The 15,813-nt window shown below is 42.9% G+C and carries 15 protein-coding genes; 5 read left to right on the forward strand and 10 right to left on the reverse strand.

The window, feature by feature from the left end; all coding sequences use genetic code 11:
- The first annotated feature begins 94 nt into the window (after positions 1-94).
- Positions 95-709 carry a PHP domain-containing protein gene (locus EXM22_RS12500; RefSeq protein WP_149486846.1) on the forward strand — a complete coding sequence of 205 codons (615 nt, stop codon included), beginning with the start codon at positions 95-97 and terminating at the stop codon, positions 707-709.
- A gap of 21 nt (positions 710-730) precedes the next feature.
- On the opposite strand, the gene EXM22_RS12505 is transcribed toward EXM22_RS12500, so the two are convergent.
- On the reverse strand, positions 731-2,203 hold the full coding sequence (locus EXM22_RS12505) for a glycoside hydrolase family 130 protein (protein ID WP_149486847.1): 1,473 nt from the start codon (positions 2,201-2,203) through the stop codon (positions 731-733).
- Between the two features lie 205 nt (positions 2,204-2,408).
- Here EXM22_RS12505 and EXM22_RS12510 point away from each other — a divergent pair, with 205 nt between their 5' ends.
- Genes EXM22_RS12510 through EXM22_RS12520 form a run of 3 tightly spaced genes read left to right on the forward strand, consistent with a single transcriptional unit; the run spans position 2,409 to position 5,379 of the window.
- Positions 2,409-3,032 (forward strand): PIG-L deacetylase family protein, encoded by a 624-nt coding sequence (locus EXM22_RS12510; protein WP_149486848.1) that lies wholly within the window; start codon positions 2,409-2,411, stop codon positions 3,030-3,032.
- A 3-nt stretch (positions 3,033-3,035) separates the two neighbouring features.
- Positions 3,036-4,175 (forward strand): glycosyltransferase family 4 protein, encoded by a 1,140-nt coding sequence (locus tag EXM22_RS12515; protein ID WP_149486849.1) that lies wholly within the window; start codon positions 3,036-3,038, stop codon positions 4,173-4,175.
- Positions 4,176-4,179: 4 nt separating this feature from the next.
- Positions 4,180-5,379 carry a glycoside hydrolase 100 family protein gene (locus tag EXM22_RS12520; RefSeq protein WP_149486850.1) on the forward strand — a complete coding sequence of 400 codons (1,200 nt, stop codon included), beginning with the start codon at positions 4,180-4,182 and terminating at the stop codon, positions 5,377-5,379.
- A gap of 68 nt (positions 5,380-5,447) precedes the next feature.
- On the opposite strand, the gene EXM22_RS12525 is transcribed toward EXM22_RS12520, so the two are convergent.
- Together EXM22_RS12525 and EXM22_RS12530 are read right to left on the reverse strand one after the other, a co-directional pair.
- Entirely contained in the window at positions 5,448-5,708 is a 261-nt protein-coding gene (locus tag EXM22_RS12525) for an RNA recognition motif domain-containing protein (RefSeq protein WP_168203488.1), read from the reverse strand.
- Positions 5,701-5,907 carry a hypothetical protein gene (locus EXM22_RS12530; RefSeq protein ID WP_149486852.1) on the reverse strand — a complete coding sequence of 69 codons (207 nt, stop codon included), beginning with the start codon at positions 5,905-5,907 and terminating at the stop codon, positions 5,701-5,703. The genes EXM22_RS12525 and EXM22_RS12530 overlap by 8 nt, the downstream gene beginning before the upstream one ends.
- Positions 5,908-6,257: 350 nt before the next feature.
- On the opposite strand from EXM22_RS12530, the gene EXM22_RS12535 reads away from it, so the two are divergent.
- Complete coding sequence (locus tag EXM22_RS12535) at positions 6,258-7,184, forward strand: AEC family transporter (protein WP_149486853.1); 927 nt, start codon at positions 6,258-6,260, stop codon at positions 7,182-7,184.
- A gap of 92 nt (positions 7,185-7,276) precedes the next feature.
- Here the strand turns inward: EXM22_RS12535 and EXM22_RS12540 are convergent, their stop codons facing one another.
- The 7 genes from EXM22_RS12540 to EXM22_RS12570 all read right to left on the reverse strand — a co-directional run bounded on the left by EXM22_RS12540 (position 7,277) and on the right by EXM22_RS12570 (position 15,812).
- The gene (locus EXM22_RS12540; RefSeq protein WP_149486854.1) at positions 7,277-7,921 is read right to left on the reverse strand and encodes a CBS domain-containing protein; all 645 of its coding nucleotides are present in this window, start codon (positions 7,919-7,921) and stop codon (positions 7,277-7,279) included.
- A gap of 239 nt (positions 7,922-8,160) precedes the next feature.
- Positions 8,161-9,444: a malic enzyme-like NAD(P)-binding protein gene (locus tag EXM22_RS12545; protein ID WP_149486855.1), complete on the reverse strand. Its 1,284-nt coding sequence runs from the start codon at positions 9,442-9,444 to the stop codon at positions 8,161-8,163.
- A 50-nt stretch (positions 9,445-9,494) separates the two neighbouring features.
- Positions 9,495-10,622, reverse strand: coding sequence for an Ldh family oxidoreductase (locus EXM22_RS12550; RefSeq protein ID WP_149487988.1), 1,128 nt, complete (start codon positions 10,620-10,622; stop codon positions 9,495-9,497).
- 165 nt (positions 10,623-10,787) lie between these two features.
- Positions 10,788-11,573 (reverse strand): DeoR/GlpR family DNA-binding transcription regulator, encoded by a 786-nt coding sequence (locus tag EXM22_RS12555; protein ID WP_149486856.1) that lies wholly within the window; start codon positions 11,571-11,573, stop codon positions 10,788-10,790.
- Between the two features lie 129 nt (positions 11,574-11,702).
- Positions 11,703-12,563: a phosphate/phosphite/phosphonate ABC transporter substrate-binding protein gene (locus tag EXM22_RS12560; protein WP_149486857.1), complete on the reverse strand. Its 861-nt coding sequence runs from the start codon at positions 12,561-12,563 to the stop codon at positions 11,703-11,705.
- A 47-nt stretch (positions 12,564-12,610) separates the two neighbouring features.
- Positions 12,611-14,257: a Na/Pi cotransporter family protein gene (locus EXM22_RS12565; protein ID WP_149486858.1), complete on the reverse strand. Its 1,647-nt coding sequence runs from the start codon at positions 14,255-14,257 to the stop codon at positions 12,611-12,613.
- Positions 14,258-14,324: 67 nt separating this feature from the next.
- Positions 14,325-15,812 (reverse strand): tripartite tricarboxylate transporter permease, encoded by a 1,488-nt coding sequence (locus tag EXM22_RS12570; RefSeq protein ID WP_210411477.1) that lies wholly within the window; start codon positions 15,810-15,812, stop codon positions 14,325-14,327.
- Position 15,813: the final 1 nt, after the last annotated feature.

A 15,813-nucleotide genomic window follows, 5' to 3' on the forward strand; every position in this document is an offset into this window, starting at 1 on the left:
CCTACAAACCAGGAAACCGGCAATAAATAGAAAACTGAAAATAATTTAAATTTTCTTGACCCTCTGCGGCAGAATGAGTTATCAAGAGGCAACTATGAACAATATACGAATCAAACAAGATCTCCATATCCATACAACATATTCATTTGGCGACAGCGCCGTTGTCCCCCAGCAAACCGTTCAATTGATTGAGAACCTGAATCACGCAGAGCTTCGGGGCATCAGCGATCATTTCGGATACCTCAAAGGTGACGTTTTTCAAAAGTACAAGGCAGACCTGCACCAACATGGCTTTTATTGCGGATGTGAAGTGAATGACAGCATAGATGTTCTTGAAGCTGTGAACTACTCCTTTGACTACTTTATATACCATTGCCGTGATAAAGCCTCCGAATACAAAGGGGCTGAAAGACTCGTGGAAACAGGCAAACCTGTGATTATATCCCATCCCATCGCCATAGGTGCAGATCTGGATAAAGTCCCTACCGACTGCTATATTGAGGTCAATAACCGGTATATATGGAAAGCGGAAAATTACAAAGCCTTTTATACTCCCCACTTAAGCCGTTTTCGCTTTGTGATCGGTTCGGATGCCCATCAACCAAACTGGCTGAACCAGACAGTAGCAAGGTATGCCGCAGCTCAGATGGGAATTGAAGAAACAATGGTTTTTTCCGCCCCCTTTCAATCGCAGACAAAGTCCCTCTAAGGGTAACCTTTATGCTTTACACTATTTTTCACGTTTCAGTTCTGCCAGCAACTCCCTAAGGTTCACTGTACAGTATGTTGATGAATAATCAGAAACGGCATAGGGAAGGATCAATTCTTCATTATGAATGATGGAACCGCAGGAATAGACCACATTGGGGACATATCCCTCACGTTCCATCTCATTGGCCGTGAGCAGGGGAGAATCCAGCCGTCCTATTTCTACTTCGGGATTCTCAAGATCAAGAAGTATGGCTCCCAGAACATATTCCCTCATGGCACCCACACCATGGGTAATAACAAGCCATCCATCTTCGGTCTCCAGGGGTGATCCACAGTTCCCCACCTGGATAAACTCCCAGGTATATCGGGGAGACTGAACCATTTTAGCCTCTGTCCACAGGTTTAGATTGTCAGAGAAGGAGATGTAATTATTCCTGCCGTCCATCCGGCAGAGCATGGCATACTTACCTCTTATTTTTCTTGGAAAAAGAGCCATCCCCTTGTTCCTGGCAATATTCCCATGAAGTGGATGAACCTTGAAATGATAGAAGTCACTTGTCTCGATCAGTTTTGGCATGGTAGTCATTCCGTCATACGCCGTGTATGTCCCATAGTACTGGGTCATTCCCTCATCGGTGAATTTGACAAACCGGGCATCCTCAATCCCCCGCCTCTCTGTAGAAGAAATCGGGAAAATAACCCTTTCACACAACGAAGAATCAAGGGAAAAATCTATTTCATAATGGGATGATGCCAACCACATGATTTTACTATAGCAAGAGTTTTCCTCCATTGAGGTAATCCCTTCGCGTTCCATGACCTCCTTTATACACGATTCCAACTCTCCATAGGTAAAGTCATCGCCCAGGCAGGAGAGGGCATCTTTGGGAATGAGATTATCCTGATGGTCCTGCAGCTCTTCTAGGTCCTGTAAGAACTGCTTCTTATTATATAGATGTCGTTTGATCCTCTCGGCTTCCGCCAGCATGGATCCCACTGGATCCATTTTAAAATTCCCGTCTCTATCCACTATGCCTGAACGAAAAACAATGGATGAAAGATGGCCTTCTCCTGTGGCACGGAAACTCAGAATAACCCTCTTTTCTCCAGGGAGTAAGCCCAGCTGATCCGGCGATTCAACGATGGAAGGATTAAAAAAGGCTGCCGCCTCGACGGAATACTCCATAGTAAAATAGGCTCCGATAAGAACACGCCTATTTGTATCCACCTTATTTCTATCAATCTCCATCTGCGAAAGAAGATGATTCAGGAGATCAAAATGTTTTTCAAAAACCTTGGAAATATTGCGGTGTCTTTTTGAATACCGTCGAAGGATCTGATTCAGTTGATTTTTGACTTCATCATCACTGAGATCCAAAATGCTTTTGACTATTATGGCACTGCGTTCATCACCGGTATAGAAGTATCTGGCAATGACCCTAGACAGATCAGGATTGAAAGTGACATCCCGTCTTTTCACATGAACCTGCATAAAAAATCCTCTTATCAATAGTGTATATTTTAATCTAGCTCCTTATGCAATTTTAATTCATCCATACTCCAACTACATCATTATTTTCCAAATAGTTGATAAATCTGAAATATTGCTGATGAAAGAATAAGAAAAATCTTGTGTCCGGATATTGACTGAATTATCATTCATAGAAAGAAGGCATCCATATGGTTTGGATAAAGAGATGAGAAAGAGTGTTGCAGTCATCGTGGCACACCCCGATGATGAGACTCTCTGGGCCGCTGGAACAATACTGACTGAAAAGTTTGAAGATTGTTTTATTTTGAGCCTCTGTAGACTGTCCGATACAGATCGGTCGCCCAAATTTTTTCGGGTACTTGATGAATGGGGTGCCAGTGGTGCTATGGCAGATCTGGATGATGGTCCCGAACAATTGAGCCTTGATGAGGAGCTGATAACCTCCACCATCCTCAGTCATCTCCCCCGGCTAAGTTTTGACATGATCTACACCCACAGTCCAGCAGGAGAATACACACGGCACAAAAGGCATGAAGAAATAGGCCGGACCGTATTGAACCTCTGGATTTCCGGACGTTTAAGATCGCAGGAACTAAGACTCTTTGCTTACGAAGACCGTAACAAATCAACCTTACCCAAAAGCATTTCTTCCGCGCCGGTCCAATGCCGCCTGGACCAGGAGATCTGGCAGAAAAAGTACAGAATCATTACTGATATTTATGGATTCAACAAAGATAGTTTTGAAGCCAGAACGACTCCCGAACAAGAAGCCTTTTGGCAATTCACGAGTACAACACAAGCCGCAGAATGGTTAAAAAAGGATATATAGACTATGAAAGTTCTGGTTATGTACGATTATCCCCCGTCTCCTGGAGGATTGGCAACTCAGGGGGACATGCTCTATCGGGGACTTAAAAAAATGGGTGTGGATGTTTATGCCGTCAACTCCTGCTCAACCATGGAAAAAGAGTGGTATTACAAATGGTTTAAACCGGATGTGGTCACCGGAGTCGGGTACTGGGGTTACACTCCGGATATCATTCTTCACCCGCAGAAGTTCGCGGTACTACCCGTTCCCTGGCTCGTTGCCGACGGTTACATTGCCAACTACCAGGATGTTTTGAATCAACTGCCCCTCATCCTGGTGACCTCTCAATGGGTTAAAGACATGTATGTTCGGGATGGCATTTCAAAAGAGAATATTGAAGTATTGCCAGTAGGGTGTGAAACAGAAATATTCAAGCCGATTTCCAAGGATGATCCTAAAATTCAATCCATTAGAAAAAATCTGGGAATCTCGGAAGATCAATTGATGATACTGACCATCGGAGGAGATGCTGCTTCCAAGGGTGCTCAGGAAGTGATGCAGGCCTTAGCAAGCCTGGAGGGTAAAGTTCCAGACTGGCGTTATATTTGCAAGGTTTGGCCTCAGGACAGGACGACCTCTCAGAATTCTATGGATGAGAAACTGGCAAAACAATTGGGTATCGAAAAACAAATGGATTTTCAGACAAGTATCATCTCCCGGAACTTCATTCCCTACCTGATGAATGCCTGTGATATATATGCTGCGCCCGCCCGTTTGGAGGGGTTTGGTATGCCTCAAGTAGAAGCCGGGGCTTGTGGCAAACCTGTTATCAGCATCAATGCCATGGGCCCCAAGGATACAATGATTCATGGAGAAACAGCCATGTTGGCCAGTGTTGCACAAAAGATTCTCCTCCACGAAACAATACTGGGAAAAGAATCAGGATATGAAGAGAATACTAAGTTTGTTTTTGATCCTCCCAGAATTGTGGATTACCGGGCTAGTATTCCCGATATTACCGATTCTCTCCTTCAATTGATGAATGATAAAGCCCTGAGAGACCGCCTGGGAAATGCCGCAAGAAACCATGTCGTCAAGAATTTTGATTATATGGTTGTTGCTGAAAAGTTTATGCAGATAGTTCAAAAAAAGCTGGGTAAGTAGGGACATGGACAAATATCAGTGGGATATGATTCACAAGGCTGAGCTGGCGGCTCATGAAGTATTGAGACATAATGCATTTGGCCCTTTTGAAAACCTGCCACGCACGGCTGGGTGGGGATATCCCGAACCCTACACCAGAGATCTGATGATCGCCATGCCGGGAATGCTCCTTTGTGATGACCCGATCCTAACGGACCAGATGAGAATGACACTCCAGACTCTGGCTTCGAATCAATCTCCTCACGGACAGATCCCATCGCTGGTACATGATTCTAAAAACAGAGGAGCCAGCGATACAACCCCGCTCTATCTTCTTGGACTGGCCCTATTCAGAGCAGCAACGGGAGAAAAGGAATTCCTGGAAGAATCAGCACGTCAAGCTTTAAATTGGATGACTTACCAGAGTCCTACAGACAGCGCTCTCATAGGACAACTGCCTACAACAGACTGGCGGGACGAACAGTGGGTCATCGGTTATGGATTATATGTAAACACATTAGCCTATGCTTACCTTCGGTTTTTCGGAGAAAAGAATCAGGCGGCAGGCCTGGCTCAGTCCTTCTGCTGTTTTGATATTAAGGAAGGAAGGGCACACAGTCATGTTCACAGCAAGCTCAGAGAAAAAGAAAAGCCCTACTATGGTTTCTGGTCCTTCAAAGTTTACAGTAGTGAGCGCTTTGACCTTCTTGGAAACAGCCTTGCCATCCTAACAGGGCTGGCTCCCCTGAAAAGGGCAAAAAATATTGTTAAATGGATCAGCAGAGAGTGCGAGTTTCTAAAAACAAATGGGGACTTGATTGTGGATCTGCCCCCCAATTTTTTCCCGTATATGAGAAAAGAAGATCCTGACTGGCTGGATCGCTATGAGCAGTACAATAGGCCAGGAGAGTACCATAATGGAGGAATTTGGCCTTTTATCAACGGTTTTTATATTGCAGCCCTTGTAGCCGCAGAAGAATATGATCTTGCTGAAGAAAAACTCATGGTTCTCACCGAGCTTGTCCAAAAATCCGGGAACAAGGATCTTACATTTGGTTTTAATGAATGGATTAAGGCTCAGGATGGGTCAATACAGGGGCAGGACTGGCAAACATGGTCGGCCGCGATGTATATTTATGCCGCTCGTTGTGTGAGAGACAGGAAGACACCTTTTTTCGATATCATCAGACAAAGGGAGGTCTCCCCCCCCAACTCAAGCAAATGACGATGCAGCCTGTACTATCATCTGCACCATCATTCTGTCTAAGATTAACACAGACACCGGTCGATCAATTATTTCCGGGTCGACATCTTTTTGGGTTTAGCCCAGTCCATGATCAGTTTTCTGCCTAGAAAGGGGACTCCTTCAAGCGACTTGATAGCCATCTCAGCATCCTCTTCCTGTGCAAATTTGACATAGGCTATTCCTTTTTTCTGAATATGATTGACATCTGTAACCGGACCGAATTGTTCCAGGATTTCATATAAATCCTCATCAGAAATGTCATAACTCAAATTCCCTAAATAAACATCCTGCACGGTTGTTTCACTCATCGAGCATACCCCTTTCCATAGCAAACTCATATTCATCATGGTAGTTTTTTAATTCGGCAAAACCTATAGAATGAATCGTAATATGATCAAGAGGATTGTCCTCTTTCAGATATATACGTTCTTCTGTTGCGATATCCCGGTCATTGTAAACATCTACCAGCTCATCGTTTTGAGTCAGAAACCATAATTCTTTTTTCATGAGAACCTCTGATCTGCTTTGCTGGAGAACAATCTAGGCGTAGTAAGAGGGGTATCCCCAGTAAACCACAAACTGAAACCAACTCCAAAAGACAAAGCAATTAAATGAAGATGATAACAGACGTTTGTTAGCTTAAAGGGTCCTTAGTCTGTGATTAATGGCCATCGACAATGGCGCAGTAACTGCTTTTATAAATGGTTTAAAAACACGAGGTTGTCAATATTTATTTTGAAAAAAGCCTTGTGTTCTCCGGGACATAGGTTATGAATAAAATGTTTTTTGCAGTATTTAATTGTTCCAATATAGTCATTTATTGTAATATGGAGGAAGCCTTCGAATAAGGAACAACCATGATTGATACTTTTCTGAGCATTCTGCCTGTGCTATTGTTTTTTTCCCTGGGTATTCTCCTTAGAAAGAAAAAATTTCTAAAGGAAAACAGCAGCCAGGATATAAAAAAGATAGTCTCTACTCTGGCACTCCCGGCTCTCTTATTCCAGGCTTTTGCGTCTATCAGTTTCGAAGCATCCCACCTTCTACTGGTCATCACCATCTTTTTAATCTGCCTAATGATGGTTCTTATAGGGAGAGTCACAGCCCGCATCCTGAAAATCAGAACCCCCTACTGGCCCTTGATGATGGGGGGATTTGAAATGGGAATGTTGGGTTATGCTTTGTTTCTCTCTATTTATGGAAAAGAACATATAGCCCAATTTGCTCTCATGGACCTGGGTCAGGTACTCTTTGTGTTCTTCGTTCTCATGACACTTTTAATCAGAGAAAAGGAAGGCAACAGTTCTCCAAAGTCTATTTTGCTTTCTTTTTTAAAGTCACCCGTAATTTTGGCCATATTTGCTGGGCTCATAACCGGTATGATCAAGCCCTTGGTCGATCCCAATTCATTGACAACGGCCCTGGGTGAGTTCCTTACACTGACAGGGAACCTCACAGTTCCCCTTATTTCATTGATGATAGGATATGAGTTAAACTTCAAAAAATCAGGCATGACATTGGCTCTTATGACAATCATGGTCCGTAAAACCTTACTGATAGGTCTGGCCTTTCTGGTGAATACCCTTATCATTAGGAATTATCTTGGTCTTGACCGCATCTATGAGATGGCCCTGCTAACGATGTTCCTCCTCCCTTCCCCCTTCGTAATATCCATCTATATGAAGCAGGAAGATAAGGAGAACCTGGACTATGTTAACAATACCCTTTCCTTGAGTACAATCATTTCTGTATGCCTGCTGATCCTTCTGACAATCCTGTACTAAATGCAGGACCTTTTCAGAATAGGATCTTCCCTGAGAAAGCCTAATTTTCTATAAGAACATATTCAAGGGTACTGATTTCACTCAAAAACAGCCTAAATTTCTCTGACGTCTACAATCCGCTCAGTATAAGGTTGTATGGTCTTTACTAGCTCTTCTTCACTGATGTTCTGGACCTTGATAATGGCATACCTGTTTGTGGCATTTTCTCCCAGCAGATTCCCAAAAGAAACAATATCTCCACCGCAATCGGCAATGGCTTTTGAAAGTTCTGCCAACTCTCCCCGTTTCTCGGGCATGAGAACAGTAAGCCTGATACCTTTCTCTCTGGCTCCAAAGAGTTCAACAAAGACCCTAAAGAGATCCGATTCTGTTATAATACCAACGAGTATACCCTTTTCAATGATGGGCAAACCTCCGATATTATTATCAGCCATGATACGGGCAGCATCCTCAAGTGGAGTATCAGGTCCAATGGTGATAACATCTTTGGTCATCACGGAATGGACTTCCAAATGAGCCAGAAGGTTACTTATCTCAAAAACGTCTAGGGATGTTGCCGGGGATGGAGAGGCATACAGAATGTCTTTTTCTGTTATAATGCCCATAAGGTGACCCGTTTTATCAACGACTGGAAGTCGATGAATTTTTTCTCTTTTCATTTTGTTACGGGCTTCAGAGACTGGTGTTTGGGGAGAAACAGAAACTGGATTTTTTGTCATTCTATTCAGTACTTGCATTGAAAACTCCTATCAAAGCTACCGGGGCCCCAGCAGGAGTCCCGGTGATTTCCATTTCATGGCCGAAGGCCTACAAACTACCGAAACACCATAGGAGTCCCGGTAATTTCAATCTCTAGTCCTAGAGCCTTACAGTTTGAATTCTAAGATGAAAGCAGCCAGTTGGCAATTGAAATTTCTTTTATATCCCAGAAGCTGCTTTTCTCGTTTTTACTGTCCCTCTCAAACCCGTAAAGCGACTATTGCCAGTATTTCTCCATTCTTTTCTTCAAAGTAGATCTGTAGGCATCCCAGTCTGTTATAGGATCAGCCGCCAAGCCTTCTTCACAGGCAGCCTTGGCAACAGCCACGGCTTCCCATTCGATGACCCGGGGGTCAAAGGGTTTAGGAACAACATACTCTTTCCCGAACTTGAAATCTCTCCCATAGGCTTTTCGAACCTCTTCAGGAACGGGCTCTTTTGCTAGAGAGGCCAAGGCCATAGCCGCTGCCATTTTCATACCTTCAGAAATCTTACTGGCTTTTACATCCAAGGCTCCCCTGAAAATGAAGGGAAATCCCAGAACATTATTGACCTGGTTCGGATAGTCACTTCGGCCTGTCCCGATGATCACATCATCCCTTGTTGCCAGAGCCAGTTCCGGCTTTATTTCCGGGTTTGGATTAGCCATGGCAAAAATAACAGGATCATTGGCCATGCTCTTCAACATATCAGGAGTGAGACAATCAGGAACAGAGAGGCCAATAAAAAAATCGGCTCCTACCATGGCATCTCCCAGAGTTCTTTTTTCAGTATCGATAAGGAATTCAACTTTTTCAGGCGTGATACGCTCGGTTCTTCCTTTATAGAGGACCCCCTTAGAATCCAGCAAAAGAAGGTTTTCCCGCCGAACTCCTGCAGCCAGAAACATCTTGCTGCAACTGATGCCGGCAGCACCTGCTCCATTAACAACAACCTTGAGGTCCTCAATCTTCTTTCCGGTAATCTCTGCTGCATTCATCATAGCGGCTGTGGCGATGATGGCAGTTCCATGCTGATCGTCATGAAAAATAGGAATATTACACTCTTTGATCAATGTCTGCTCAATCTCAAAACATTCGGGGGCGCCGATATCTTCTAAGTTCACACCACCGAATGTTGGAGCCATGGCTTTGACAATTTCAATGATTTTTTTAGGATCTTTTGTGTCCAATTCAATATCAAAAACATCGATGTCAGCAAATCGTTTGAACAGAACTCCCTTACCTTCCATAACAGGCTTACTTGCCAGAGCCCCGCGGTCGCCTAAGCCTAGTATAGCTGTTCCATTTGAAATGACACCGACAAGATTACCCTTTCCGGTATATTTATAGGCATCCAGAGGATTTTCCGCGATCTCCAGAACTGGAAAAGCAACTCCCGGAGAGTAAGCTAGAGAAAGTTGATCGGCTGTGACACAAGGTTTGGAAGCGATGACTTCCAACTTTCCCGGTTTACCATCCATTACGTGATATTCCAGGGCTTTCTTTTTCATATCATCCATTATTTATATCCTTTCGTATTAATTCTTAATCTATTTTTGAAACGAGAAAATCAGGAATCCCAAGAGAACTTGAAATCCAAATTCCAACGATCCCGTAGTTCGGACATCTGCTTCTGCAGAACCGAAGGAACCGGACAGCCATGATCCTTTCTGTACTGCCAGGCTAGGTACTCTTTCTCTCCAGCAGTATAGATTCTTTCCTCTCCAGGAGCTTTCTTAGAATCCCGTAAACCTCTCATGATAGATCCGGCAATTTTACGAAAAACCTTTTCACCCATAAAGGCATCTGTATTGATGGCGATGAAAAAATGTCCTAGAGGATAGGGAATCTTGTTCCCTTCTTCATCAAAGCCGTTCAAGTCTTTCATAAACTTTCCATCCTGCAACGCCGCAGACAGGACTTCTACAACTGTGGCGTACCCAAATCCCTTGAATCCGGCAGTTTCTTCTCCAATCCCGCCTAAGGGAGCCAGGGCGGCCTTGCCCTTTGTCAGATCAATGAGAACCTGCTGTGTATCCGTTCGAGTCTTACCATTCTCATCAATAACCCAACCTGGAGGGAGGTCTTTTCCTGCCCGTCCATACACTTCCAGCTTTCCTCTCTGGGACACCGATGTGGCACAGTCAAGATTAAAATCAAACTCTTCATCTGTGGGAAGTCCAATAGTCAGAGGATTGGTACCCAGCATGTTTTCTACCCCAAAAGTCGGAGCAATAGAAGGCCGGGCATTTGTCCCGGTCATGCCGATCATTCCGGCTTTTGTAGCCATGGAAGTATAGTACCCGGCAATACCGTAGTGAGTTGAATTCCGAACGGCGACCATACCCATCCCATGTTCTTTGGCTTTATCAATGGCCATCTGCATGGCCTGTTTGGCAACCACATGACCTAAACCGTTATTACCATCCAATACCGCTGTTGTGGTCGTTTCCTTGATGACATCAACCTTCGTGAGGGGATTCATAATCCCTGCATCAAGTCTATCGATATAAATAGGTTTCAACCGGCCGATACCGTGGGAGTCAATCCCTCTCTTATCCGATTCGATTAGAACATCCGAGATGATATTTGCATCACCCTCGGGTATACCACTTTTGAGCAAAACCTGCTTCATGAAATCTTCTAGGACTTCAAAGTCCATCCATTCACAATCTTTATAAGCATCAGCATATCCCATACCAGCCTCCTTTATTCTCATTCTATTAGCATATAAATGTTATCTTTTCTATTTTCATATTAGATCGTTAATGATCTATTTGTCAACTTATAAGATCGTTTTTAGATTATTTCAGGAATATTTAAAAATTATTCTTCAAACGACACCGTATTCGATCATAATAATTCATTCTAAATCATTTAAAACGATCAAGCGTACACCCGCAGCAAAAAAATCTTTTTTCATTGACGGATCAGGTAGAGAATCTGTAATAAGGAAGGATACAGATGAAATAGAGGCAATATAATGAAGCGATAAGGTGCCAATCTTACTGGAATCGGCCACGACAATAACCCTGCCGGCTGTCTGCTCTATCATTTTCCGGCTTACCGCAGCTTCATGAGGATTGTGAGACGTGAGCCCCCGGCGAAGAGAAATCCCATCTATCCCAATAATACTGGTGGTTGGGTAACTTTGAGACAAAGGGTCTAAAGCTCCTTCACCAACAAGACAACCTGTTCCAGTTCTCAAGGTACCACCAGTGAGAATGAACTCACAGTCTGCCGCTGTTTCCAGATTATAAAGGGCTGCCGCATTATTACTGACAATGGTAAGTCTGGGGATCTGTACCAGTTCATGGATAACAAGCGCCGTAGTAGATCCACTGTTAATATAGACTGTTTCACCAGGTTCTATAAGAGAGACCGTTTTTTTGGCAATAGCTTTTTTTATTGGAACATTTGTCTGCCCCTTATCCAGATAGGAAGGCTCATTAATCTGGACATGAGACTGTATCGCTCCCCCATGTGTACGCTCCAAAAGGCCCTCTGATTCCATACAGGCCAGATCGCGGCGGATAGTGATAACAGAGACATCCAGATCCCGGCTCAGCTCATCGACCCGAACGATCCTTTTCTCTTTTAAAAGATGCAGAATGCGGGCACGCCTTTCTGCGGGGATTTCCATCTTCATACGCCCTTGTTCCCTTAACTATTGTAAAGATATAGTCTCTTGACTCATTTTGAATCATAATAGATCAGAAAGCAAGTAGAATAGATCGCCAACGATCTTTATATCCGGGATATTAGAGAAGTCTCCAACTCAGTTAATATTTAATGATTTCGCAATTTTGATAAGACTGTCATAATCCTCAATATTCACAGGTTCAAATCCTTCTATTCCAGCCCTGTTCAAAGCCCTTTGGCCTCTTTCTGTTTCAGGAAGTGTCAATAAAATATCTCTGATAGTCTTTATTGTCTCCTGATCAAGGTTCTTATTGACAACAAATGGTCCCAGAGCAAAAGGTTCGGAGCGGTCAAAGACGTATAGCTCTTCTCGTATATCTTCGGATTGTTCATTATAAATAAATGAAGCACAGACTCCAGCATCTGAAGTTCTGTTTAAAACAGAGAGGATCAAAGAATCCTGTTTTGAAATTATTATTGTTTCAGAAAAATCGGTTTCGGGTTCAATATTTTTTCTTCTAAACATTTCATGAGGAATCAAATAAGAACTAGTTGAATATGGATCACCTAGAGCAACAACCCTTCCATGAAGATCGTCTATAGACTTGATTCCACTATTTTTTCTGGTAAAAAAGAAACTCTGATAACTCTTTGAATTTTGTATTTTCCTTGCGGCAATAGGAATAACGGCATCATAGGGAATAACCCTCAAGAATGAAAAGGCATTAATAATTCCAAAATCAATTTCCTGATTGATATAGGCTTTCTGCATCTCAGAAAATGTCTTCTTATGAACAAATTCAATTTTGACATTTAACCCTTCAGACATTATCTCCATCAAAGGAGTCATACTCTCAATGAGAAGAGAAGGATTCTGGCTTGAGGAATAACCAAATTTGAGAGTTTCACTGCTCCCCTGCTCCTGGCAGCAGAGCTGACCTGCACCCAAGAGAATAAAAAGACTTAAAAATATCATTATGATTTTACATTTATTCATTTGAATCCCTTTCAATATCTTATATCCATAATGATAAAACTGCAAAATTAATTAATACGGCTCAGTCGCTTGGCTATGTAAGCAATATGTCCGTTGATCCTGGAAAGATAACTAATGAGATCCAGGTGTACCGAGGATGTAGCAATCGACTCCGACTGCCCCTGATACAATCTTTCAATATGAAGCTTTTTATATTTTTCTTCTTCTTTCTTCTTATGAAAATCAAGGACTTTTTTAGCCATTCTCAAATCATCATCCTTCAGAGCCTGGATCAAATACTCAAAATTTCTATTGACCCTATAAATGAGATGTTCCAGTTCATGAAATCCATCTTCTGAAAATTTAAGGTCCTGATCAACTTTTTTTTCAAACAGGCTCATAATATTTTTATCTATAAGATCGCCAATGGATTCCAGTTCATTCTGAATATACATATAGTTCACACAAAGAGCGGACTCTTTTTCAGAAAGCTCCTCTTGCGAAAGTTTGGCCAGAAAATGAATTATTGAAGCATGAAGAGTATCCACTTTAGAGTCAAGTTCACGGACTCGGTTAAAAACTGAAATATCATTGGAACTGAAACCTGTTTTCATATCAATAATCATACTCTGGATAAAATCCGCTACTCTTAGAACTTCTTTTTTTGCCATCAGGAGAGAAAGATCAACGCTGCTGCTGATGAGCCGGTCTTTGATGTATTTAACACCAAAGGGTTTCACGGCTTCACCTTCAGGAAAAATCCGATTAAAGAAACGGAGGATAAGCCTTAGATTGGGAAAGACAATGATGTGATTAATGATAGGCATAAAAGTGAAACCCATGGCAATTTGCCTGGCCAGGCTATCTGTTCTCAGAACATTCAGTGTAAACCATTTGATAGCCCAGATATATAGACGTTCCCCCTGAAAGGGGATGGACAGAAGGATAAAGACCCAAAAAGCCCCGATAAGCTGAAACAAAATATGGATATAAGCGGACCTCTTGGCTTCACGATTTAGTGTAATACTCCCCAGAACTGCCGTTATACAGGTTCCTACAGCAGCGCCCAAATTGATGGGAATAGCCTGTTCAAGGCTGATCGTACCAGAAAGTGCCATAGCAATGGTAATACTGGTGGTGGCACCGGAGGATTGGATAATCATAGTGAAAATCACACCCAAAAGAATTCCCAGAATTGGTGTTTCGATGTTTTTCATTAAAAGAATAAAAGGTTCAAAGCTTCTTAGGGGTTTAAGTGAAGTGGACATCATATCCATACCAAGGAAAAGGAGCCCGAAAGTGAATACTGTCATGGCTATGTGTCTTTTCTTTCTGTCTTTTGAAGTAATGCGGAGCAAAAACCCGACGAAAACAATCAAGGAGGAAAACTTGGTTATAGAAGGAAAGGCAATCAACTGAGGGAGAAAAGTCGAGCCGAGTTCCGCTCCAAGGGTTACAGCAAGGCTCTGGTGAAATGTCATAAGACCTGCTCCCACAAGAGCCGCCTCCAGAACCGTTGTAGCTGAGGAAGACTGATTCACAATAGTAATTCCAAGACCAGTAAAATATCCCCTAACAGGTCCCTTTGTAAGAGTCATCATAATAGACTTCATTTTGCTGCCGGCAATAGAAGTGAGATGCTTGTTCATTTCTATCATGCCATACAAAAATATCGCCAGCCCCCCTACCAGCGAAAATAGGTTCCACATACTCATAGCTGCACTCCTTCATAACTTAAAAAGGGTTGCCCTGAAGCAACCCCTGATTTATTTAATACTCTTTTTAAATTGCCGATTCTTCGGTTGGATCCATTTCTGGTGCGGTAAAATAACTGGAAACGATCAGAATGACTGTGATTGCAATCAAAACGATACTTGTAGGACGGGTAACAAAAATAGAATAAGATCCCTTACCCATCAAGATTCCCTGGGCAAATCCTTTTTCTGCAATAGGTCCGAGGATTAGCCCCAGAACCAGTGCTCCCATGGAAAAACCATATTTACTTAGAAAATATCCCAATAAAGCAAATATAATCATAACTCCCACATCAAACAGGCTGTTCTGTATGGCATAAGTACCAATAACCGAGAACATACAGACAACTGGTATCAGCAGGGATGTAGGTATTAATGAAACCTTTGCCAACTGGGGTGCAAAAAACAATCCCACCATCAGAAATACGACATTGGCAACGAATAGGGAAAGGATAAAAGGATAAGTAACATCAGCATACCGGGTAAACAGTTCAGGACCCGGGATAAGCCCCTGAATAATCAAACCTCCCATAAGGGCTGCAGAGGTTGTATTTCCCGGAATACCGAGGGTCAGAAGAGGGATCAAAGATCCCCCGGTTACGGCGTTATTACTACTTTCAGCAGCAGCAATCCCCTCAAGACTTCCTTTTCCAAACTCATGCTTTTTTTTGGAAATTTGCCTTTGAGTCTGGTATGCCAGAAAGGCTGAAATAGTGGCACCGGCGCCCGGCAGGATACCGATTCCGGTTCCCATAAAAGAACCAAGAGTTATGGGTTTAACCAATCCTTTAGGCATTTTTTCTTTTTTGATAACCGCTTTAGCATCTCCTACACCCTTGGCAATAGTCTTTTCTCCTGCCAGGGTAAGCATCTGGGCAATGGAGAACATTCCAATAAGAGGAGCCATAAAATCAAGCCCTTCATAAAGCTCCAGAAAACCACCAGTGTAGCGAAGGCTTCCGGAAATTGGGTCTGTACCAATCAGAGAAATTGCCAGACCTATAAAACCCGACAACAACCCCTTGATCATATTACCTTTGGCAAACATGACGATACTGGCCAGGCCCATAATAGCCAAGAGGAAATACTCGGGAGGACCAAAATTCAAGGCGAAATAAGCCAGAATTGGGGCGAAAATCAATAGTACGGCCGTAGAGATAATTCCACCCCAGAAGCTGGAAACTGCCGAGACTTTTAGGGCAATTCCCGCACGGCCTTTCCTTGTTAGAGGATAACCTTCAAACGATGTACACAATGCTGCGGGAGTACCAGGTGTTGACATAAGAATTGATGCTATTGAACCACCGTACATAGAACCGCTATATGACCCTCCCATCATGGCAAGACCCATCACCGGATCCATGGAGAAAGTGGTGGGAATCAGAATGGCAACAGCTAGAGTACCCGTTAATCCAGGCATGGCTCCCATCATGGTTCCAAGCACCGTTCCCGACGCGATTGCAATCAGGTTTGGTATTGTAAAAAGAATCTCAATATAGTTGAAAATCATATCCATA

The organism is Oceanispirochaeta crateris (genome assembly GCF_008329965.1).
Lineage (GTDB): Bacteria > Spirochaetota > Spirochaetia > DSM-2461 > DSM-2461 > Oceanispirochaeta > Oceanispirochaeta crateris.